At 45.1% G+C, this 21,735-nt stretch carries 23 protein-coding genes and 1 tRNA gene; 6 read left to right on the top strand and 18 right to left on the bottom strand.

The features are described 5' to 3' along the window. Positions 1-65 precede the first annotated feature (65 nt). From PHILAsVB114_RS00790 to PHILAsVB114_RS00780, 3 genes are read right to left on the bottom strand one after another with little or no spacing between them, the layout of a single operon-like run. Entirely contained in the window at positions 66-332 is a 267-nt protein-coding gene (locus tag PHILAsVB114_RS00790; RefSeq protein WP_095697518.1) for a DUF3263 domain-containing protein, read from the bottom strand. Positions 333-372: 40 nt separating this feature from the next. Continuing rightward, positions 373-1,719, bottom strand: a complete 1,347-nt coding sequence (locus tag PHILAsVB114_RS00785; RefSeq protein ID WP_095697517.1) for a pyridoxal phosphate-dependent decarboxylase family protein — start codon at positions 1,717-1,719, stop codon at positions 373-375. Beyond that, complete coding sequence (locus PHILAsVB114_RS00780; RefSeq protein WP_095697516.1) at positions 1,712-3,190, bottom strand: SDR family oxidoreductase; 1,479 nt, start codon at positions 3,188-3,190, stop codon at positions 1,712-1,714. Before PHILAsVB114_RS00780 ends, PHILAsVB114_RS00785 begins: the two co-directional genes overlap by 8 nt. Before the next feature lie 51 nt (positions 3,191-3,241). Here PHILAsVB114_RS00780 and PHILAsVB114_RS00775 point away from each other — a divergent pair, with 51 nt between their 5' ends. Continuing rightward, complete coding sequence (locus PHILAsVB114_RS00775) at positions 3,242-4,465, top strand: NAD(P)/FAD-dependent oxidoreductase (protein WP_095697515.1); 1,224 nt, start codon at positions 3,242-3,244, stop codon at positions 4,463-4,465. Next, entirely contained in the window at positions 4,466-5,236 is a 771-nt protein-coding gene (locus tag PHILAsVB114_RS00770; RefSeq protein ID WP_095697514.1) for an alpha/beta fold hydrolase, read from the top strand. Here PHILAsVB114_RS00770 and PHILAsVB114_RS00765 read toward each other — a convergent pair. Next, positions 5,223-5,741 carry a beta-class carbonic anhydrase gene (locus tag PHILAsVB114_RS00765; protein ID WP_095697513.1) on the bottom strand — a complete coding sequence of 173 codons (519 nt, stop codon included), beginning with the start codon at positions 5,739-5,741 and terminating at the stop codon, positions 5,223-5,225. The genes PHILAsVB114_RS00770 and PHILAsVB114_RS00765 overlap by 14 nt on opposite strands. A 222-nt stretch (positions 5,742-5,963) precedes the next feature. On the opposite strand from PHILAsVB114_RS00765, the gene PHILAsVB114_RS00760 reads away from it, so the two are divergent. Further along, complete coding sequence (locus PHILAsVB114_RS00760) at positions 5,964-6,719, top strand: bacteriorhodopsin-like (RefSeq protein WP_095698638.1); 756 nt, start codon at positions 5,964-5,966, stop codon at positions 6,717-6,719. Between the two features lie 62 nt (positions 6,720-6,781). Here the strand turns inward: PHILAsVB114_RS00760 and PHILAsVB114_RS00755 are convergent, their stop codons facing one another. After that, entirely contained in the window at positions 6,782-7,024 is a 243-nt protein-coding gene (locus tag PHILAsVB114_RS00755; RefSeq protein WP_095697512.1) for a hypothetical protein, read from the bottom strand. A 24-nt stretch (positions 7,025-7,048) separates the two neighbouring features. Next, positions 7,049-7,120: transfer RNA gene (locus PHILAsVB114_RS00750), tRNA-Thr, on the bottom strand. Positions 7,121-7,202: 82 nt separating this feature from the next. Here PHILAsVB114_RS00750 and PHILAsVB114_RS00745 point away from each other — a divergent pair. Continuing rightward, positions 7,203-8,120, top strand: coding sequence for a Ppx/GppA family phosphatase (locus PHILAsVB114_RS00745; protein ID WP_095697511.1), 918 nt, complete (start codon positions 7,203-7,205; stop codon positions 8,118-8,120). Here PHILAsVB114_RS00745 and PHILAsVB114_RS00740 read toward each other — a convergent pair whose 3' ends face one another. The 7 genes from PHILAsVB114_RS00740 to PHILAsVB114_RS00710 all read right to left on the bottom strand — a co-directional run bounded on the left by PHILAsVB114_RS00740 (position 8,121) and on the right by PHILAsVB114_RS00710 (position 15,976). Next, positions 8,121-9,020: an NUDIX hydrolase gene (locus tag PHILAsVB114_RS00740; RefSeq protein WP_095697510.1), complete on the bottom strand. Its 900-nt coding sequence runs from the start codon at positions 9,018-9,020 to the stop codon at positions 8,121-8,123. Between the two features lie 2 nt (positions 9,021-9,022). Next, positions 9,023-11,083, bottom strand: a complete 2,061-nt coding sequence (locus PHILAsVB114_RS00735; RefSeq protein ID WP_095697509.1) for an RNA degradosome polyphosphate kinase — start codon at positions 11,081-11,083, stop codon at positions 9,023-9,025. Between the two features lie 91 nt (positions 11,084-11,174). Further along, positions 11,175-11,954 (bottom strand): SGNH/GDSL hydrolase family protein, encoded by a 780-nt coding sequence (locus PHILAsVB114_RS00730; RefSeq protein ID WP_095697508.1) that lies wholly within the window; start codon positions 11,952-11,954, stop codon positions 11,175-11,177. Further along, positions 11,955-12,896 carry a 23S rRNA (guanosine(2251)-2'-O)-methyltransferase RlmB gene (gene rlmB / locus PHILAsVB114_RS00725; RefSeq protein ID WP_095697507.1) on the bottom strand — a complete coding sequence of 314 codons (942 nt, stop codon included), beginning with the start codon at positions 12,894-12,896 and terminating at the stop codon, positions 11,955-11,957. Beyond that, entirely contained in the window at positions 12,897-14,315 is a 1,419-nt protein-coding gene (gene cysS / locus PHILAsVB114_RS00720) for a cysteine--tRNA ligase (protein ID WP_095697506.1), read from the bottom strand. Positions 14,316-14,324: 9 nt separating this feature from the next. Beyond that, a complete protein-coding gene (ispD, locus tag PHILAsVB114_RS00715) occupies positions 14,325-15,455 on the bottom strand; it encodes a 2-C-methyl-D-erythritol 4-phosphate cytidylyltransferase (RefSeq protein WP_095697505.1) in 1,131 nt (376 codons plus the stop codon). Between the two features lie 38 nt (positions 15,456-15,493). After that, positions 15,494-15,976 carry a CarD family transcriptional regulator gene (locus tag PHILAsVB114_RS00710; protein ID WP_095697504.1) on the bottom strand — a complete coding sequence of 161 codons (483 nt, stop codon included), beginning with the start codon at positions 15,974-15,976 and terminating at the stop codon, positions 15,494-15,496. 159 nt (positions 15,977-16,135) lie between these two features. Here PHILAsVB114_RS00710 and PHILAsVB114_RS00705 point away from each other — a divergent pair, with 159 nt between their 5' ends. Then, positions 16,136-16,648 (top strand): hypothetical protein, encoded by a 513-nt coding sequence (locus PHILAsVB114_RS00705; RefSeq protein WP_095697503.1) that lies wholly within the window; start codon positions 16,136-16,138, stop codon positions 16,646-16,648. On the opposite strand, the gene PHILAsVB114_RS00700 is transcribed toward PHILAsVB114_RS00705, so the two are convergent. Continuing rightward, entirely contained in the window at positions 16,645-17,334 is a 690-nt protein-coding gene (locus PHILAsVB114_RS00700) for a winged helix-turn-helix domain-containing protein (protein WP_095697502.1), read from the bottom strand. The genes PHILAsVB114_RS00705 and PHILAsVB114_RS00700 overlap by 4 nt on opposite strands. After that, the gene (locus PHILAsVB114_RS00695) at positions 17,334-18,437 is read right to left on the bottom strand and encodes a sensor histidine kinase (protein WP_095697501.1); all 1,104 of its coding nucleotides are present in this window, start codon (positions 18,435-18,437) and stop codon (positions 17,334-17,336) included. The genes PHILAsVB114_RS00700 and PHILAsVB114_RS00695 overlap by 1 nt, the downstream gene beginning before the upstream one ends. Positions 18,438-18,578: 141 nt before the next feature. On the opposite strand from PHILAsVB114_RS00695, the gene phoU reads away from it, so the two are divergent. After that, entirely contained in the window at positions 18,579-19,232 is a 654-nt protein-coding gene (gene phoU / locus PHILAsVB114_RS00690) for a phosphate signaling complex protein PhoU (RefSeq protein WP_095697500.1), read from the top strand. Here the strand turns inward: phoU and PHILAsVB114_RS00685 are convergent, their stop codons facing one another. Genes PHILAsVB114_RS00685 through mshA form a run of 3 tightly spaced genes read right to left on the bottom strand, consistent with a single transcriptional unit; the run spans position 19,233 to position 21,727 of the window. Beyond that, positions 19,233-19,979, bottom strand: coding sequence for a phosphoglyceromutase (locus PHILAsVB114_RS00685; RefSeq protein WP_095697499.1), 747 nt, complete (start codon positions 19,977-19,979; stop codon positions 19,233-19,235). Positions 19,980-19,988: 9 nt separating this feature from the next. Then, positions 19,989-20,468, bottom strand: coding sequence for a type III secretion system chaperone family protein (locus tag PHILAsVB114_RS00680; protein WP_095697498.1), 480 nt, complete (start codon positions 20,466-20,468; stop codon positions 19,989-19,991). Beyond that, a complete protein-coding gene (gene mshA, locus PHILAsVB114_RS00675; protein WP_204246802.1) occupies positions 20,468-21,727 on the bottom strand; it encodes a D-inositol-3-phosphate glycosyltransferase in 1,260 nt (419 codons plus the stop codon). The genes PHILAsVB114_RS00680 and mshA overlap by 1 nt, the downstream gene beginning before the upstream one ends. Positions 21,728-21,735 lie beyond the last annotated feature (8 nt).

Raw genomic sequence — 21,735 nt, 5'->3', positions numbered from 1 at the left:
AGCCTCGAGAGTGCTAACGCCAAATCTACGGGAGTAATTCCCGGACTGCAAAACGGGGTCGGTTTTTAGCGAGATGTACGTGCGGACATGCGTGCTTCGCGCAGACGGCGAAGGCGTTTGACCAACATCGGGGCCGCTACAAGTGCGTCCTCGCGATCAATTAAATCGTTGAGTAGTTGGTAATAACGAGGAGCGCTGAGGTCAAATAATTCTTTAATTGCAGACTCTTTAGCACCAGCAAATTTCCACCATGTTCCTTCAAATTCAAGGATGCGCGCTTCTAGTTCGCTTAAAACAGCAGGCGAATTATTGGCATTTTCCATCATGGACATGGAGCAAATCTTACGGGGAGTTAATTAAAAAGTGTGGGATTTACAGAGTGGCCAAAATCGCTTCGATGTCACTTATTTTCGTCCACGGATTAACGATTGCAAAACGCAATATTGGCTGGCCTTTATCTGATGATGGCGGAATAAAACCAATCTGATCAGCTAATAATTTATCGCTCCACTGCTGATATTGCCCCGCGTTCCAACCGGGACGAGTGAAGGCGACAATCGAAAGTTCTGGTTCGTATAAGAGTTCAAGATTGGGATGCTTTTTAATTAACTCTGCTGATTGCGCGGCCACCGTCATTGTGGCTTCCATTGATTTTGAATACGCATCGGTGCCGTGGGCTGCAAGTGAGAACCAAAAGGGCAATCCACGGACACGTCTTGTTAAATGAATTGCATAATCAGATGGATTCCAGGATCCGTCGTGAAGAGTGTCTAAGTATGTTGCGTGCTGTGTGTGTACCTCTCGTGCTAATTCGGGATTGCGATAAATAAGTGCGCACGCATCAAAGGGTGCAAATAACCACTTGTGTGGATCGACAATAAATGAATCTGCTTTTTCAACGCCATTAAATTTTGCTCGCACACTCGGTGCACACAACGCCGCCAACCCATAGGCCCCATCAACGTGAAACCAAATGTTGCGAAGGTGCGCGGCCTCGGCAATTCCGTTTAAGTCATCGATGATTCCAAGATTTGTTGTTCCAGCTGTGCCAACGACTGCAAAGACTCGAGATGTTCCTGCTGCGTGTAAGGCATCTATTTCGCGAGCAACATCGTCACCATGTAATTTGCGATCACTTCGTGTGGCAATCTTTAATATATCAACATCCATAACATTTGCCGCGGATGCAATAGATGAGTGTGACTCTTCAGAACATGCAATGACCCAGCGTGTGGCATCTGCAAACTTCTTACGCGCTTCTGCGCGCGCAACAACGAGTGCGGATAAATTTCCAATTGTGCCGCCCTGCACAAAAACTCCACCGGCAGTATCTGGCAATCCTGCTAAATCAATAAGCCATTGCAGCGCCTGGTTTTCAGCAAATACTGCGCCGGCGCCTTCTTGCCATGAGCCGCCATATAAAGCACTCGCGCCAACAACTAAATCAAATAAGTTTGCGAACTCACTTGGTGCAGATGGAATAAAAGCTAAGTAACGTGGGTGATCCGTTGAAATACAAGCCTTTGCTAACACCTCGGTAAAAACCTTTAGTGCATCACTTCCGCCAAGTCCACGGGCAGTGATTGTGTTTCCAACTTCACGAAATAAATCTGCTTCGCTTCGCGGTCCATCAAGAGGTGGATCACTCTTTAATCGTTCAAGACTGTATGCCAAAATTTCACCTGCAAGGCTTTCAACCTCTTCGGTGAACTCATGCATTAGCTTCTGCTCGCTTTACGATATTTCTAATCATCGTTGGAAAAACCAAGGTATGAAGCGGTGCAATTGCATACCAATACATTTGTCCACCTAAGCCGCGTGGAACAAATGTTGCTTCTTGAACAATTCTAGTCTTTCCATCTTCTGTAGAAACTCTAAAATCAAGCCACGCTTTGCCGGGTAAAACCATTTCGGCATATAACTTCATGTGCACACCATGTTCGATTTCTTCAACTCGCCAAAAATCTAAACTGTCACCGATTCGTAATGAAACTGGATCGCGACGTCCGCGACGCAATCCAACTCCACCGAAGAAGCGATCAATAACGCCACGAGCCCACCAGAGAAAATCGGATCCATACCAACCGTTATCGCCACCGATGCTTTCAATGTATTTCCACACAGTTTCAATGGGTGCGCTAGTAAGTGATTCACGACGATCGCTAAGAATCATCTCACCTGCCCACTCGGGATCTCCTTGCGCTTTTTGCCACGGCGCAGTTGGCGTTGACGCATCCGACCAACGCGTTTCAACCTTGTGATCATTTGTGCGAGTAAGAGCTAATTTGATGGAGTCTTCAACATTTAATAAACCTTCAGGTGGAGGAGGAATGAGTGCATCAACGCTCTTGTTTTTATCCGCAACAACTTCGCTGATGAGTGAACCGACCAATGGTCGCGCAAGAGATGTTGGAACAGGTGTAACAAGACCAATCCACAAACTTGAAAGATTTGGTGTTAATACTGGAACTTGAATAATCCAGCGTCTGCGCAAGCCGGATAATTTTGCAAAAGTCTGCATCATGTCGGCATATGACAAAACTTCTGGTCCCCCGATATCAAATACTTGATTAACGGGTTTTTCTAATACTGCAGCTTTACGCAAGTAATACAAAACATCTCGCACAACAATCGGCTGAGTTTTATTTGAAACCCACTTAGGCGTTGTCATAATCGGCAAACGGTGAGTCAGGTGACGCAACATTTCAAAGGAGGCCGAACCTGATCCAATAATAATGCCTGCACGAAACTCGAGGACTGGAACAGAAGTCGACGCTAACTCTTTGCCAGTTTGTACTCGTGATGAAAGGTGCTTGCTGCTGTTCTTATCATTGGCAATTCCACCGAGATAAATTATTTGTGAAACCCCTGCGCGCTCTGCAGCTTGTGCAAATGCGCGAGCCATTTCGGATTCAATAGCGGTGAAATCCACACCAACATTTATCGAATGCAGTAAGTAAAAGGCTGTATGTATTCCGATAAGCGCGCGATCTAAATCTGAAGCACTCGTTGCATTTCCAACAACGATATCTACGTCATTGGCCCATGTGCGGTCCTGCACTTTAATTTTGTCTCGTACCAATACGCGCACATCATGCCCATCGGTTAATAGTGTGCGAACTAGACGTCCACCCACGTATCCTGATGCACCTGTAACTAGGTACTTACGCTTTTGGTTCTGCTGACTCATGGTTATCAGAATAGACTTAAGCCAAGAAAACCAACACTCGGAAGAGGCGATATGAGCAAACCACGCGTTGTGATTCTCGGCGCTGGCTTTGGCGGATTAACCGCGGCCCGAGAACTTCGTGACCATGCAGATGTCACTGTTGTGGATCGCCATAATTTCCAAACATTTTTGCCTTTGCTCTATCAAGTTGCTTCCGCTGGCTTAGCAGCCGATCACGTTGCACATCCTGTGCGCGGAGCGCTTCGTAAATCTGGTGCGCAATTTCGTATGGGCTCACCAATTACTGTCGATCACAACAATAAAACTGTAAAAATAGATAGCTCTGAAGTTCTTGCCTTTGACCATCTGATCATCGCACTGGGTTCTGCAACTGCAGATTTCGGCGTTAAAGGCGTTAACGAATTCGCACTCGGAATGAAGAGCGTGCATGAAGCCCTCGCCATCCGAGCAGAAGTAATGCGTAGATTTGAAGATCTATGTCGCTTCCAAGATGACACTGAATTCACAATTGCAGTCGTTGGTGGTGGACCAACTGGAGTTGAGATGGCTGGCGCATTTGCTGAACTCATTCGTGGTCCACTGGCAAATGATCAAGCTGAAGCTGCAGCTAATATGAAGATAGTTTTAATTGAAGCAGGACCACGTTTACTTCCTAGTTTTTCACCAGCACTCTCTGCACGAACTAAAAAAGACCTTGAAAAACTCGGCGTAAACGTAATGCTCAATACAGCAGTTGAAGAAGTCAAAAACACTTCAATTAGCATTAAGGGCGCCGCTACTATCCCCGCACAGATAACTATTTGGGCTGCTGGAGTTCGCGGAGAACCAACAGCATCAGCACTTAACCTTCCACTCATATCCACACGCGTAGATGTTGAACAGACTCTTCAGGTGAAGAACTACCCACACATCTGGGCTATCGGAGATATCTCTGGGTTTAAAGATTCTGAAGGAAAATTCTTACCGATGGTTGCACCTGTTGCACTACAACAAGGTCGCTTCGTAGCAAAACAGATTATCAACCTTGCACAGAACAAAGCTTTGAATTCATTTAAATATAGAGACAAAGGTTCTATGGCCACCATCGGGCGAAACAAGGCTGTTGTTGAAGTTAAAAACTTTAGAATGACAGGTGTTCTTGCTTGGTATGCATGGCTGTGGTTACACCTTTTCTATCTCTTAGGTGGACGTAACAAAATAGGAACCATGGCCGACTGGACCTGGAACTACTTAACTTTTGATCGCGGTAACCGTCACATCATGGATTCGAATTAAATGCAGAAATACGTAAACCTGCGAGGCCACGAAGTATTTACATTTCAATGGTCCAAACGGGGTGAAGCACTAGTCATCCTTCACGGTGGTTTAAGCCATAGCGAAAAAGTAAAGAAATATTTGCTTCCTGCAGTAAAAAGAAATTTCAAAGTTTTTGCCTACGATCGAACAGGTCATGGCCACACCGCTAATCAAAAAGGCAGCTTCCACTTTAATTTTCAAACAAAAGAGCTCATCGCATTCTTAGAAGATGTGGTGAAGGAGCCCGCCCACCTGATTGGTTGGAGTGATGGTGCAAATATCGCACTTTTGGCTGCGATACGCCGACCTGAATTAGTGCGCTCAGTTGTGTCAATCGGTGGCAATACAACTGCTGCCCAAGTTCGCCTAAAAATTGGAAAACCAGAGGTGTCACCAGAAGCACAGGCTGACCACGATCGCGTATCCCCTGATCCGGCATCTGAGTTAATAAAGAAAATTACAACAGCCTTTAAAGTCTGGAAGAGCGAGCCAAACATCTCACCGGCAACGCTTTCTAAAATTAAATGTCCTGTCTTAATTCTTGCAGGAGATGATGATGTCATTAGCGCAAAAGAATCAGAAAAGATTTATCAGGCAATAACCAATGCCCGTCTTGCAATTGTGCCCGGCTCATCTCACTCGGTTGTTAAAGAAAAACCAGAATTAGTGCACGCTTTGTTAAAAGATTTTTATGCCCACCCAGATTATCCGTTGACGAGAGATCCCATCAGTAGAATCAACAATCAATAGGTGTAATTGTTCCAGTCTTAACATCATAAATTGCTCCACCAACAATCACGCCATCTCGCAGCAACGGGTACGAACGCACACGCTCAACATCGATTGCAAGAGCAGCTTCTTGATCTTTCACAGTTCTAAACTCAAGTGAACGTGTGTTTACGCCATACTCTTTTTCAATATGAGCATGAATTTCTTCTTCTGTGGCACTGGCCATTCTGCAATCTGTGTGAGGCATAACCAAAATCCGATTAACTCCCAATAAATATGTTGCTAGAACCAATGTTCGTAAAACATCCTCTGTAACGCGAGCGCCAGCGTTACGCAAAATCTTGGCATCTCCTGATCTCATTCCACCGACTGAGAGCGGATTGATGCGTGAATCCATACACGTCACAATTGCTAATCCTTTTGCTGCTCGACCTGTGAGTTCTGAATATTTAAATTGAGCCACATACTCTTTGTTGGCCCCTAAGACATCGGCAAAGCCATCTGCTGGAAAATGCCCCTGCTCCATAACTCACCCTCTCTACTCGCCGTGCTAGCCCTCTTTGCACCAATTCTAGGCAAGAAATTCTTCAGACATTCCTCTATTTAAAGTTGCCTTACTGCCCCGTAGGCAAGAACATTAACCCGGTGAGTTTTTCCGCAGATGGCCCCACGCCATCTGGGAATCGAAAAACCACGCTTCGTTCGCGCGAACGAAGGACAACACATTGCCCTCATGGAGGCTAAGTCAATGCTCGAATTAACAGCCAACCAGTGGAATACGATTTATAACGTATTTTCATTTGGTTTAATTTCAATGCTTGCATGCACTGTGTACACACTCGTATCACAGTCACGTGTACTACCTAAATACCGTAATGCCCTTGTACTTTCATCAATGGTTACATTCATTGCTGGATACCACTACTGGAGAATTTTCAACTCATTTAGTGAGTCTTCAGATGGATACATGGTTGCAACAACTGGTGCAGGATCATTCAACGAGGGATACCGCTACGTTGACTGGCTACTAACTGTGCCACTACTTCTAGTTGAAGTAGTTGCTGTACTCGCTCTTGCAAAGGCCGCGTCATCTTCATTGATCACACGCCTTGTACCTGCATCAGCTGCAATGATCGCACTTGGTTACCCAGGTGAAATCTCAGCAGATGACGGCACAAAGATCCTTTGGGGCGTTCTCTCCACAATTCCTTTCCTATACATCCTGTATGTATTGTTCGTAGAGCTCGGTAAGTCACTTGATCGCCAACCAGCAGGTGTAGCAGCGACTATTGGTCGCCTACGTCTACTTCTGATTGCGACATGGGGCGTTTACCCAATCTCATACCTATTCCCACTACTTGGAATCACTGGAACAGATGCATTTATGTATCGCCAGATTGGTTACACAGTTGCAGACGTGCTTGCTAAGTGCGTATTCGGTCTCACAATCTACAAGATTGCGAAGATGAAGTCTGCTGCAGAAGGTATGTCAGAAGATAAGTAACTCGTAAATAAAAACGGCCGCCAAGTCTGACTTGGCGGCCGTTTTTTACTGCTTTAAATAAGTTAATTTACATATGAAAAGATTATGAGCGCTGCTCCAGCGATTAATCCAATTCTCTGGCCCGTCTTTGTTTCAAGCCACGCTAAACCAGCCTTCGTGAAAGCAAGGATGAGGGTGATCACGCCAGCTGAGATAAGTACCAAACTATTTGTCATAGCATTTGGATTGCTGTCTTGATAGCGCCAATTGATCAGGCCTAGCGCAATAAATAAATAACCGGCCCAACGAGAGTTTGTTTTTGTCATAGAGATGAGAGTAGACCAACTGTGAGCCCCCCGTCAGGATTGAACTGACGACCTACGCATTACAAGTGCGTTGCTCTACCACTGAGCTAGGGAGGCCTTTCGTGCTGCGCAATTATGGCAGGAGAATACAAAATCTAAAAATCAAGCCTTGTGGCCGAGCACGCGGTAGATTTGCGCAATGCTGCTCGGTGTCTTAGATGTTGGATCAAACACAATTCACCTTCAGGTAATGCAAGCCCACCCAGGAGCACGCCCAACACCCACAACAAATCTGAAAACAGAACTTCGTCTAACTGACTATCTGGATGAAATTGGAAATATCTCACCATTAGGTGTTGAAGAGTTACATAAAGCAATCGGTGATGCCCTCGTTCATGCAAAAGAATTCAAAACTGAAGAGATTGTTGCATTTGCAACATCTGCTATTCGAGAAGCAACAAATGGTGCAGAAGTAATTAAAGAAATAAGCGAACGCCACAATATTGAATTGCAGATATTAAATGGCACCGAAGAAGCTGCCATGACTTTCCTAGCTGCACGACGTTGGCTGGGCTGGTCAAGTGGTCGACTATTGATTTTAGATATTGGTGGCGGTTCATTGGAAATGGCTGTCGGCGATGATGAATACCCAGAAGAGTCAATCTCGCTGCCACTTGGCGCCGCTCGGTTAACAAGAACTTTTTTGCAAAGCGATCCATACACAGCTAAAGAAGTTAAGAAGCTAGAAGAGTTTGTTAAGGATGCTCTTGGATCATCACTTCTTCCAGCCCTTGCGGAACACCGCGCTGATCACTTTGTTGCCACCAGCAAAACCTTTAGAACTCTGGCTCGAATAAATGAACATTGGTTTAAAGATAATCCTAAAAAACTAAATATCACTTCCCTTGAAAAAGCTATCCCTAAGTTATTGGCAATGAACAATAAGGAGCGAGCAGAACTTCCTGGCGTTTCTTCTACACGAGCACAACAAATTGTCGCTGGTGCGATTGTCGCTTACAGCGCGCTATCTAAATTAGAACTCGATGAAGTGGAAATCTGCCCGTGGGCATTGCGAGAAGGAATCGTTCTTAAATGGCTTGATTGGATGAAGATCTAACTAGATTTTTGGTGCTTCAAGCCAATCAACAGAAACAACTTCGCCATCTCTATGGTGAATTACCCATGCTTCAGCTGGCTCAAGTTTTGAATCTAATTCCTTGAAATACTTCTTGCCAACGAGTTTCTTAAGCACCTTTGGCAATATGGGATTATGACTACAGATCAACACACGCTGGTTCTTATCCATCAGAGTCGAGACATATTCCAGGGCCACTTCTTTATCTTTTGAATAGGCATCTTCGCTGAGGTCGAGCCCAACTATGCAATTTAATTTCAACGCTCTTGAAAGATCTTCTACCGTCTGCATGCATCGATACGCGTCCGATGAATGGATTTCAGAAATATTATAAGGATAGATCTGTGGCAATAATCTTTTTGCCTGTAGCTGTCCGAGGTTATCTAGTGGTCGATCTGAATCTTCGCCATCCCAATCAGTTCGCTTTAAAGCTTTTGCATGTCGAAGTAAGACAAGTGGAGTTGTATCTACTCCAAAATCAATAAAGAAATCTACAATTTCGCGATCATCATCTAACGTTAATTTCTTCCTGGCATCCTTTACTTCTAGCCAGAGAACTTCATCAATTTCATTCTTATCCACTGGTGCAACTGGGGCATCTGTTGCACGTGCAGACCAGTACCGAACTATTTTCTTTTCTTCCTCCACTTTGTAAGTCGCTTGACCAATCTCAGGTCCAAAAACAGGTGTGTATCCGGTCTCTTCTAAAACTTCTCTAAAAGCACACGCAATATGTGATTCTTTATCTTCGACTTTTCCCTTGGGTAATGACCAATCGTCATATCGTGGGCGGTGCACAAGGGCAATCTCTATTTTCTTATTTGCTGAATAACGCCATAAAACGGCGCCTGCTGCTTGAATGACTGTCGTTTCAGAGGCCATTTTTACTTCACATTCTTAAAACGCTTGGCAAATAATGCGTGCATATCTTTAAGTTTCTTGCCCTCTTGGTTTTGTGTCACGCGAGTCCACTTATCATCATGCATATGCCAGCTAGAAACATCATCAGATAAGCCTTGATCAAGAATTTCCTGCAAATACTCTTTGTGTGCTTTCTTATCGATACGCACAAGACTTTCAACTCGGCGATTGAGATTTCTGCCCATGAGGTCTGCGCTGCCAATCCAGTATTCATCTTCGCCTGCGTTTGTGAAGTGGAAAATTCGTGAGTGCTCAAGAAAGCGCCCAAGAATAGAGCGCACCTTGATATTTTCAGACATTCCAGCAACACCTGGTCTTATCGCACAAATTCCGCGAATGAGAAGTTCCACTGATACTCCCGCTTGAGATGCTTCATAGAGTTTGTCTACAAACTCCTCATCAAGAAGTGAGTTCAATTTGAATTGAATTCCAGATGGCATTCCATCTTTAGCGTTCTGAATTTCTTGATCGATCTTGTCAATAAGCCCAGGGCGCAGAGTTCGTGGTGCAACTAAGAGACGCGCATATGAAGATTGTGGTGCAAAGCCAGATAACTGATTAAAGAGTTTGGAAAGATCATCGGTTAACTCTTCATCACTACTGAGCACTCCTAAATCTTCATACATGCGTGCTGTCTTTGGATTGTAATTTCCAGTACCAATGTGACAGTAGCTACGAAGCCCATTTGGTTCATCACGGACGACTAAAGATAACTTTGCGTGAGTCTTTAGCCCCATTAATCCATAAACAACGTTCACACCGACTGACTCAAGTTTTCTCGCCCATCGAACATTTGCTTGTTCATCAAAGCGTGCACGAATTTCGATAACAGCCAAAACTTGTTTTCCAGCTTCGGCGGCTTCGATCAACGCTTCGATGATAGGTGAATCACCTGATGTTCTATAGAGAGTCTGTTTAATAGCTAAAACCTGTGGATCTCTCGCTGCATTTTCAAGAAAACTAACCACAGATGAAGTAAAGGATTCATAGGGGTGGTGAAGGAGAATTTCGCCCTGTCGAATAGCTGAGAAAAACATATCTGAATCTTCAGTATCAACTTGCTTGAGTGATTTAGAAGTTCTAGATCTAAAGGGTACAAACTTTAGTTCGGATAATTCTAAATCTGCAATCTTATGCAGGCTTGTTAAATCAATTGGGTTTGGCACAGAAATGATATTTTCAGGTGCAATTTGTAGGTGCTCAGCAAGGCTTTCAAGTCGCGCGGGATCTATGCCTTCTTCAATTTCTAAACGAACTGGTGGTCCAAAGCGTCTGCGTTGTAACTCTTGCTCAAGTGAAATGAGCAGATTCTCTGAATCATCTTCATCAATATCTAAATCTTGGTTTCGTGTCACTCGGAAGGTGTAATGATCCTCAATGATCATTCCTGGAAAGAGTTCTTGAAGGTGGGTAGCAATGACACTTTCAAGAAGAATAAATCTTTGTGCTTTGCTTGGGCCAACCGGCATAAAGCGATTTAAAATAGGTGGAACTTTCACGCGTGCAAAGAAGACTGCGCCAGTCGTTGGGTTCTTAACTATTACTGCAAGATTAAGTGAGAGACCTGAAATATATGGAAATGGGTGGGACGGATCTACGGCCAATGGTGTTAATACTGGAAAAATTCTGTCTGAAAAAATTTTGGAGACATATTTACGCTCTTCGGAATTCAGCTCTTGCCAATCAACAATTTCAATTCCTGCCTTTTTCATTTCAGGCAATATTTCATTTTTGAAGATTTTGGATTGGCGAGAAACTAGTTCATGGGTTTGATGAGAGATTGCTTTCATTAATACAGATGGCTCAATATCTGGACTTGCAGTCATTGGTGAGCCATCTTCGAGATTGCTTAAAACAGATGCAACCCGCACCATGTAAAATTCATCTAAGTTCGATGAAAATATTGCCATGAATCGAACCCGTTCAAGGAGTGGAGTTGACGGATCCGCTGCTAAATCAAGGACGCGTTCGTTAAAGGAGAGCCAACTGAGCTCTCTATCGATCAGGCGAGATGCGGGAAGCATAGGTAAATGGTCGCTTTTCTAAATGAACAGTAGGGAAAGAACAAATGATAACAGTCTTAACTCAGCCCTAAAGTGGCACGTCGCAAGCGCATCAATGCGCTGGCCACGATGTCAGCGATGTGTATTTACCGCTTCGACCATCACCGGAAGAACGTCCACGGATTCTTCGCCAAACCCAGGGCAGTGCAAAAGTTACGAACCATAAAAAAGTCATCGCTTTGCGAATGATCATTGGTTTTTTCTTTGGAGATACAACTGGCTCTTTCCACCCTAAATCAAATGGAGCACCGATTCTTTCCAGCACTGCTTGTGCAACTCTGTAATGTCCAGCCACGTTTAAGTGCAAGCGATCAAAAGCCAATAGATTTGGATTAGATGATTCAGGATCCATTGATGCATCCATTACTAACAAATTGAATTTATCTGCGACCTCTCGCACTATTTTGTTAAATGTGCCCATTCGCTCTTCCCACACAGCAGATGCTTTACCGCCATTGCCATTTTTTTCAAGTACGGTGAAAAGTATGATCGTGGCGCCAGTTTCGACAAGTTTTGTAACAGCTCTTACGTATGCGGTTCGAACTGCGCTGTGATTGTAATTTGGTCGAAGTGCATCGTTTGCGCCAGCATGAAATGAGACGAGAGTGTTCGGACCATCAATCAGCGGTAGAGCTAGCGGCACTTGATCATCTAGAACTTGATGCACTAATTTGCCGCGAATCGCAAGGTTGGCATATGTAAAGCCAGGAGTCTGCGTTGCCAGAACATCGGCAACGCGATCTGCCCAACCACGGTATTTGCCATCAATGATTTCATCACTCATTCCTTCAGAGAATGAGTCACCAAGAACTATAAAACGTGTGTACTGCATTTATTTCTTTCTACGAGCCTCATCCACCCAGAACAGAGCGATGGATGTTGCAACGCTTGCATTAAGGGATTCTGTTGAAGCATTCATTGGAATAGAAACAACGAGATCGCACTTTTCGCGAACAAGTCTTGATAAGCCTTTTCCTTCGCTTCCAACAACAATCATGATTGGTTCTGTCGCAACTTTCATACCTGAAAGAGTCACATCTGATTCGCCATCTAGGCCAACAACGAAACAACCCATCTTCTTCGCATCCTCTATGGTGCGAGCCATATTCGTTACTTGCGCAACTGGTACGCGCGCTGCGGCGCCAGCCGATGATTTCCAGGCGGAGGCGGTCATTGCAGCTGCGCGACGCTCTGTCATTACAACTCCTGCAACACCAAATGCTGCAGCGCTACGAACGATTGCACCTAAGTTACGTGGATCTGTCACACCATCTAGCGCAACGATGAGCGCGGGATATTTTGCACGTTCACTAATTTCTTGGAATGAAGAGTATTGATATGGCTTAATCGCAAGAATAATTCCTTGGCTATTAGCCGAGATTCCTTCGATTTCTGCGCGATGTGCTTCGCGAATTGAAAGTCCGTGATTGAGTGCAAGTTGAAGGGATTCTGCGACGCGATCATCAACATCAATGCTGCGCGCAACTAATAGTTCAGTTGCAGGAACGGAAGCGCGCAACGCTTCTAGAACTGCGTTACGGCCAGAGACAATTTCGCCCTTTGGTTTTTCTGTGCGAGATCCACGTGCACCAGCACTTGGTGTGCGCTTCTCGGATGCTTTCTTTCGCTTAGCCGCTGCGTGATAAGGACGATCTTCTGCTTTTGGTGTTGGACCTTTACCTGAAAGACGACTCTTGTTTTTTCCGCCTGTGCCACCTGATGGACCTTTTTTAGATCCGCGCACTGCGCCTTTGCGTTCTGAATTGCCGGCCATTTATTTACTGCCTTCTGTTGGTGTTACAGGATTTGTCATCGACCAACGTGGCCCTTGTGCTGTGTCTTCAATTGAAATTCCAAGTGCTGCTAAGCCATCTCGTATCTGATCAGATGCTGCAAAATCTTTGCGTTCGCGAGCCGCAGTGCGCGCAGCAAGGGCAAGTTGAATAGTTCCATCAAGGGCTGCACTTAAATCTGCTGCACCAGAGTGTGCGAATACCAGATCAAATGGATCGCAACCAAGCACATCGAGTGCCCCACGAATCTCATTTGCGTGCTGTGCAATACCTTTTTTATCACCATCTGTGATTGCAGTATTTCCTAAGCGAAGTGATTCAGAGATGCCTGCTAGAGCCGTTGGCACTGCTAAATCATCATTCATCGCATCGGCAAAAGTGGCGTTAACGACTGGTGTTGGCTCAACGCCAAGTATTTCAACTGAACGTTGTAAGAATGATTCGATACGACGAAACGCTGTTGCAGACTCTTCAAGTGCGCCCATAGAAAATTCGACCATCGAACGGTAATGAGCACTGCCGAGATACCAACGCAATTCAATTCCGCGCACACTCTTGAGCAACTCTGCAACCTGTAATGAGTTGCCGAGTGACTTGCTCATCTTTTCACCAGATGCTGTAACCCATGCGTTGTGCATCCAAAGTTTCGCAAATGGATATCCAGCAGCTTCTGATTGTGCAATTTCGTTTTCGTGGTGTGGAAAAACTAAATCTAATCCTCCGCCGTGAATATCAAATGCTTCACCCAGATATGCGTGCGCCATTGCAGAGCACTCAAGATGCCATCCAGGGCGACCAGCGCCCCACGGAGTTGGCCATGATGGATCTCCAGGCTTTGCAGCTTTCCATAACGCAAAATCTCGTGGATCTTTTTTATATGTTTCATCCGCGTCCGCCGCCGGCAATAGATCATCTAGCTTTTGACGAGACAGAGTTAAGTAAGAACTAAGTTTGCGAACTTCAAGATAGACATCGCCATTGCCTGGCGCATATGCAGCGCCGCGTTCGATCAGTATTTGCATGAGTTCAATCATCTGGGTGATGTGACCTGTGGCGCGCGGTTCATAGGTTGGTGGTGCAACGTTTAGTGCTGCGTATGCATCAGCGAATGCTCGCTCATATTTCATTGCAACTGCCCACCATGGCGCTTTTTCATGAACTGCCTTGTGCAAAATCTTGTCATCGATATCTGTAACGTTTCGAATAAAAGTTACGTTATAGCCACTCTTGGTTAGCCAGCGGCGCAAAATATCGAAGTTCACTCCGCTTCGAACGTGACCAATATGTGGTGGCGCTTGAACAGTTGCACCACAGAGATAAATTGATGCTTCGCCAGCCTTGATTGCTTTAAAGGGTGCGGTGGTTCGCGTCAATGTGTCATATAAATGTAGCGAACTCATTAGGTGATTCTACCCTTGCTTAATGAGCAGAGCTGACGCGATTGCTGCGATGCCGCGGCCTTCGCCAGTTAATCCCATGCCATCTGTTGTTGTTGCAAGTACAGAAACATTGGCACCACCAAGTGCTGCTGACAATGTTGCTATTGCCTCGCTGCGGCGGCTTGTGAGTTTTGGGCGATTGCCAATGATTTGCACCGTGACATTTGAAATCGAATAACCAGCAGAGCTAATTTTCTGCATTGTTTCTTTTAGTAACGTCACACCAGATGCGCCTGCATACTCTGGTTTATCTGTTCCAAAATTGCTTCCGAGATCACCGAGTTGTCCCGCTGCAAATAAAGCATCGCAGATTGCATGTGCTGCAACGTCGCCGTCAGAGTGACCAGCAACGCCTACTTCATTTGGCCAGTGCAAACCTGCAAGCCATAGCTCGCGTCCTTCTTCAAATGCATGTGCATCAACACCAACACCGGTTCTAAATTCTGATGAATCACCAAGTGTTGAAAGCGCTGTTGCAAGATCTGCAGGTGTTGTAATTTTCAAAGCACGGTCTTCGCCATTGATGATTAATACTTTGTGGCCGATAGCTTCAACCAGTGCGCCATCATCTGTTGCATTAGCACCGCTTGAATGTGCTTTCTTTAAAATCTCTAGATCAAAGCCCTGTGGTGTTTGCACGCGCCGAAGTGATGCGCGATCTGGCGTAGAAGTAACGTGACCACCTGCATCAACGCTTTTGACTGTGTCAATTAATTCAAGACCTGGAATAATTGCTACTTCGCCTTTTTCTAGCGCTGCCAGAACATTTTTTGCTAATTGCGTTGACGCCAGTGCGCGAGCAGCATCATGAACCAAAACATATTTATTTTTACCAGTAAGGGCTGCGATTCCTGCTCGCACGCTATCTGAGCGAGTTGTTCCGCCTGTAACAACTGTGATGTCAGCGCCAACTAATTCTTGAATCTGCTTTTCATATCCCGCTGGTGCGCAAATAACTATTTCAGATGCAATGGGTGCAAGGGCTGCAACAGCGTGCTCAATAAGTGTGCGATTGCCTAGAGTGATTAGTGCTTTAGGAAGTGTGGCTCCAAATCTTTCGCCACTGCCAGCGGCTGCAATGATGGCCGCACACTGGCTCATTTGTTTCCCCAAATACGTAGAAAATTTAAACTAAAAATTTAAGAAGCTAGAACCTCATCGAGGATAACTGCTGCTTTTTCTTCATCAGTGCGCTCTGCAAGTGCGAGCTCTGAAATCAAAATCTGCTTTGCCTTTGCAAGCATGCGCTTTTCGCCAGCTGATAATCCACGATCTAGATCGCGGCGATAAAGATCGCGAACTACTTCTGCAACCTTAATAACATCACCGGAAGCAAGCTTTTCTAGGTTTGCCTTGTAACGGCGTGACCAGTTTGTTGGCTCTTCTGTATATGGCTGACGCAAAACATTAAATACACGATCAAGGCCTGCACTATCAACAACATCGCGAACGCCAACTAGGTCAACGTTTTCTGCTGGTACGCGTACTGTGAGATCGCCTTGTGCAATCTTTAGAACGAGGTAGGTCTTCTCTTCGCCTTTAATTACTCGAGTTTCGATGGCTTCGATAAGTGCTGCTCCGTGATGAGGATAAACAACGGTTTCGCCGACCTTAAATGACATGTGGTGCCCTTCGTTAGGGACCAATAATACCAGTCATTTAAGGGGTTAGTCACCTCGGATTTAAGCGGGTAAAAACGCCCTTTTGACGTGAGAGAATATGCTTATTACATCTTGACAAATGAGAAAACATTATTTTTACAAAGTACTTGGAGATTAGAAATGCGTATTCGCACAATCGTTGCACCACTAGTAATTGTTGCTCTTGCACTTTCACTAAGTGGTTGTGGAGCAGGACCTAACGCGACTACGCGCTTGACTAAGAAAGTTACAGATGGTCAAGAAGGCGGCATCAACAAAGACGATAACAATATTTCTCTTCGAAATTTCTTACTTGTTGCTCAACCAGATGGATCTGCAGTCGTAGTTGGCACCGTTATCAATGCCGGTGCAAATGATGACGCTCTCTTAGGTCTTGCAGTTGGGGCAAACCAAGCAGTATTTGGCGGAGTAAGTACTATTTCTCAAAATCAAACAATTCGCTTTGAAGGCGAAACTGCAAACGCTAAGGCAGTCATTGTTGGCGCCAACTTAAAGCCAGGTGCGAATGTAGAACTTTCACTCTTCTTCGGAAAAGCTGGCGAAATTACTTTTAATGTATTAGTTCGTGAACAAGAAGGTATTTATGCAGAAGTTACAAGTGGTTTAGCACCTAGTACAGAACCGACTGCTTAAGCTTCCATCTTGTATCCAAGACCGCGCACGGTCTGAATAATTACTGGGTTCGCTGGATCTGCTTCAATCTTGGAGCGCAATCTCTTGATGTGCACATCTAAAGTCTTTGTATCTCCCACATAATCACTGCCCCACACACGATCAATTAATTGCATACGTGTCAGCACGCGACCAGCATTCCGCATGAGAAATTCAAGTAATTCAAACTCTTTGAGTGGAAATGAAACGCTCTCGTTATTGATGCTAACTAAGTGACGTTCAACATCTAAACGAACTGGACCTGCTGCCAGTGAGCCACTAGAAGATGTTTCATCTGTGAATTCACCAGTGTTGCGGCGCAGAACTGCGCGAATACGAGCGACTAGTTCGCGAGAGGAATAAGGCTTAGTGATGTAATCATCGGCGCCTAATTCAAGACCTACAACCTTGTCGATTTCTGAATCTTTTGCCGTCAACATAATGATTGGCACATTAGAACGTGTGCGTAGTTGCTTACAAACTTCGGTGCCAGATAAACCTGGCAACATCAGGTCGAGCAATACTAAATCTGCTCCCCCACGATCAAATTCTTCAATTGCCTTTGTGCCTGTATCGGCAACACACACATCGAAGCCTTCGCGACCTAGTAAATATCCCAATGCATCTGAAAATGAATCTTCATCTTCTACTACGAGAATTCGAGACATTACTTTTCCTCCGTCAAACTAGGGACGCTTACTAAGTTCTCTTGCAAGTCGCCTGTTTCAATAAATTCAGGAAGTCTCATCGTGAAAGTACTTCCTTCGCCTTGCTCACTCCACACAGTGATGTCTCCACCGTGATTTGTGATGATGTGCTTAACAATTGATAAACCAAGTCCAGTACCGCCTGTGGCACGTGAACGCGCTGGATCAACTCGATAGAAACGTTCAAAGATGCGCTCAATATCTTGCTCTGAGATTCCGATACCTTGATCTTTAACTTTTATTTCAGCCAACCCATCAACGTTACTTAATGAGATCACAACGTTGGTCTTATCAGGACTGTAATTGATGGCATTTTCAATTATGTTACTAATGGCCATTTCTAATTGAGTTGCATCACCCAAAATAGTTACTTCACTATTATTAATGAATTCAATCTTGATCTCTCGAGATTCTGCAGATAACCGAGATTCATCGATAGCTTGCAAAATAAGATCACTGATTAAAATTGGAGTTGCATTTTTAAGCGGGTCTTCATCTTGAATTCTAGAAAGATTGATGATTTCTTGAACTAAATCTGAAAGGCGCTTTGCTTCTGCCTGCATTCTTGTTGCAAAGCGAGTAATTGCAACTGGGTCATCGCTAGCCTCAAGCACGGCTTCACTCAATATTGAGAGCGCACCAATCGGTGTTTTTAACTCGTGTGAGATATTTGCAACGAAATCTCTGCGCACAGCATCTAGGCGCCTGAACTCTGAGTCATCGAAAATCAAAACTGCAATCACTCCTTGTGTGCCTATCGGAGAGACGCGAACCAATAAGTTGTGTGTACCTTCACCAATTGGTCCACGCGGTAATTCGATTGTGGCTTCTTGGGAGATTTGCGAACGTCTGCATGCACGAACAATGTTTAAAATTTCATTGCTCACTAATTTTCCATCGCGCACCATACCTAGTGTTGATGATGCTTCAGATGCGCGCAGAACTATTTCACCTGGTGCAAGTAATAAGTACTCTGCATCGACAACTTCGAGGAGGTCAACAATTCCTGAAGGAATCTGTGCAGAGCCGTTTGCACTTTCGCGTGATGATCGGCGTCCAAACATGGCACCATCGTAGAGTTTGCTTGTGTAACTCTCACCATTGGGGGTGAGCCTGGGATGAAAAAACCCATTTCTTAGCCTTGTATTCAATGTCCGTTAACCTGCCTCCGCCAAGAAGAGGCAGGCTCAAGGTACGGTTATGCAATGCGCGACGCCTTTCATGATGACCTAGACGCCATCTCAGTATCTCTTGTCGAGATGAGTCAACTTGCTAACACCGCGATGGTGCGTGCCACCAAAGCAATTTTGGAAGCAGATTTAGCCATTGCCGAGGAAGTTATCTCTGAAGATGAGCGCATCGATAATTTGCACCATGATCTAGATGCTCGCACGCTTACGTTATTAGCCCGTCAACAACCAGTAGCTGGTGACCTACGCACAATCGTTACATCTATTCGTATGAGCTCTGACATCGAGCGAATGGGCGATCTTGCACACCACATCGCAAAGCTTGCGCGCATGCGTTATCCAGCATGCGCGATCCCACCGGAATTAGTTTTCATTATTCAAGAAATGGGTGAAGTAGCCCAGAGAATCATGACAAAAACAACTGGAATCATTACTTCTCGCGACACATTAGCCGCTGTAGAACTTGAAAAAGATGATGATGCGATGGATAAGTTGCACCGTAAATTATTTGAGATTTTACTCGATGATAATTGGTCACACGGAATTGAAACAGCAATCGATATGACTCTAGTTGGCCGTTATTACGAGCGCTATGCAGATCACGCAGTATCAGTTGCTCGTCGTGTCTACTTCCTTGTTACAGGAACGTACGCATCAGATTTAGCTTAATTATTTCTTACCCTGATTGGCAACCGCAGCAATTGCATCACGAGCTGCATCTGGATCTAAATACTCTCCGCCAGATTTAACCGGCTTCAAATCAGATCCTAATTCGTAATACAGCGGAATACCGGTTGGAATATTTAATCCAGCGATATCGGCATCACTAATTCCATCTAAATGCTTAACAAGAGCGCGCAGCGAATTTCCGTGGGCTGTGACCAAAACGGTTTTACCGCTTAATAAATCTGGCGCAATGTTTTCGTGCCAGTACGGCAACATGCGTGTGACAACATCTTTTAAGCACTCTGTCTTTGGAAGATTGCTTCCAAGTCCTGCATAGCGTGGATCATTAGCTTGGCTAAATTCTGAACCATCTTCAATAGCTGGTGGTGGCACATCAAAAGAACGGCGCCACAATTGGAATTGTTCTTCACCGTATGCGGCAAGAGTTTCTTTCTTATCTTTTCCTTGTAGCGCGCCGTAGTGACGTTCATTTAATCTCCATGAACGCGAAACCGGAATCCAATGACGATCACATGCATCCAGCGCTAATTGCGATGTGTGAATGGCGCGACGTAACAAAGATGTGTGAACTAAATCTGGCAATAAACCGCACTCGGCCAATAACGCGCCGCCACGTTTTGCTTCTGTTTCACCTGATGCGGATAAGCGGACATCAACCCAACCTGTAAATAAATTCTTTGCATTCCACTCGGATTCACCGTGGCGCAAAAGAATGAGTTTGATTGTCATATGAGCATCCTAAATGAAGTGACGGGCAAACTCTAGATTCGCCAGTGATTCACCACGAGATACTCGCCATGCCCACTCACGACGAATTGCATTAGCAAAACCGAGTTCAAGTAATGGATTAAATGAAGAGTCTGAATACTGCAAAACCGCGCCAAGCAAGCGATCTATTTCGCGATCTGTCACTGCATTAAGTGGCAAGCGACCGACTAGATAAATATCGCCAAGAGTGTTGATGGCATATGCAACCCCATACATCGATGCATTCTTGGTCATGCACCAGTGATGTACTCCTGCTTCATTTTCATCAGGCTTTCGAATAACAAATGCGTTGATGCTTAATGAGTGATCGCCCACAACAAGCGCGCAATGCGTCTGTAGTTTTGTCTCACCTGGCAAAGTAACTAGAAAAGTGTTCTCATCGCCGCGGTCGTAATCTAAATCGTGAGAATCCAGAAATTCTTCAATAACAGCGCGTGGATCAATAGCCATTAGGCACCAGATGTTTTACGAGCTTCACGAACATCTGAAAGCACGCGATCATAAATATCTAGTGTTCCGCGCGCAGTTGCATCCCAACCGAAGTGTGATGCGTGCTCGATCGCACCAAGGGACAAAAGAACACGACGTTGTGGCTCTTGAATTAAACGTGCAAGAACAGACGACCACGCACGTGGATCATGTCCATCTACTAATACTCCAGAAATACCGTCAGCAACTGCTGTTCGCAGTCCACCAACTGCGGTTGCCACAACTGGTGTTCCACATGCTTGTGCTTCAAGTGCAACTAAACCAAAACTTTCGGAATAACTTGGCACACACACTAAATCTGCAGCGCGATACCACTGTGGCAAATCTGCACGTGGAACAGGGGGCGCGAATTGCACAACATCTGAGATTCCAAGCCAGGCAACTAGTTCTTTCATGCGTTCTACTTCTGCGGTATTGGCACCGGATGCGCCACCAATGATGTTTACAACAAGCTTTGGACGAAGTTGTGGTGAGTGCTTAATCATCTCCGATGTTGCACGAATCAATAGTTCAGGGCCCTTGTGTGGCTGAATACGTCCAACGAAAGTAATTACTAGCGCATCTTGCGCGAAACCAACTTCTTCGCGTGCTGCCGCGCGCCCTGCACCGGCAGTAAATGTGTATAGATCCACACCAGGGCTAACAACATGAACATTGTCAGGACACGCACTGTAGAGAGAAACCAAACTTGCAGCCTCTGCATCTGTATTGGCAATTAATCCTGTGGCGGCTGCAACAACTTGAGTTTCACCCTGCACGCGAATCATTGGTTCTGGTGATTCACCTTCGGCCAAATTTAAGTTCTTCACGCGAGCCATGGTGTGCATTGTGTGCACCAGTGGAATTCCTAGTTTTTCAGCCGCTGGCATAGCTACTTTTCCTGAGATCCAATAATGAGAATGGATTACGTCATAAGAGTCCTGACTCAGCAAGCGAGTAAATTCTTGTGATAATTCACCGATTAATTCAGGTAAACGCTCTTTTGTAACTCCATCTATTGGTCCAACGTTTAGGTGTCGAACACGCACACCTGGAGAAATTTCTACAATATCTGCAACATCTTTATTTGTACGGCGCGTAAAAATATCTACTTCAACGCCCATCGCAGCCATACGTTCGGCGCTTTCAGTCACATAAATATTCATGCCGCCAGCATCACCAATACCTGGTTGATCCAGTGGTGATGTGTGCACCATCAATGTGGCAATGCGACCGTTCATGTGCCAAG

The organism is Candidatus Planktophila limnetica (genome assembly GCF_002288365.1).
Classification (GTDB): Bacteria; Actinomycetota; Actinomycetes; order Nanopelagicales; family Nanopelagicaceae; genus Planktophila; species Planktophila limnetica.
Note: the sequence above shows the minus strand (reverse complement) of the source record. Positions and strands in the feature narration are given on the sequence as shown.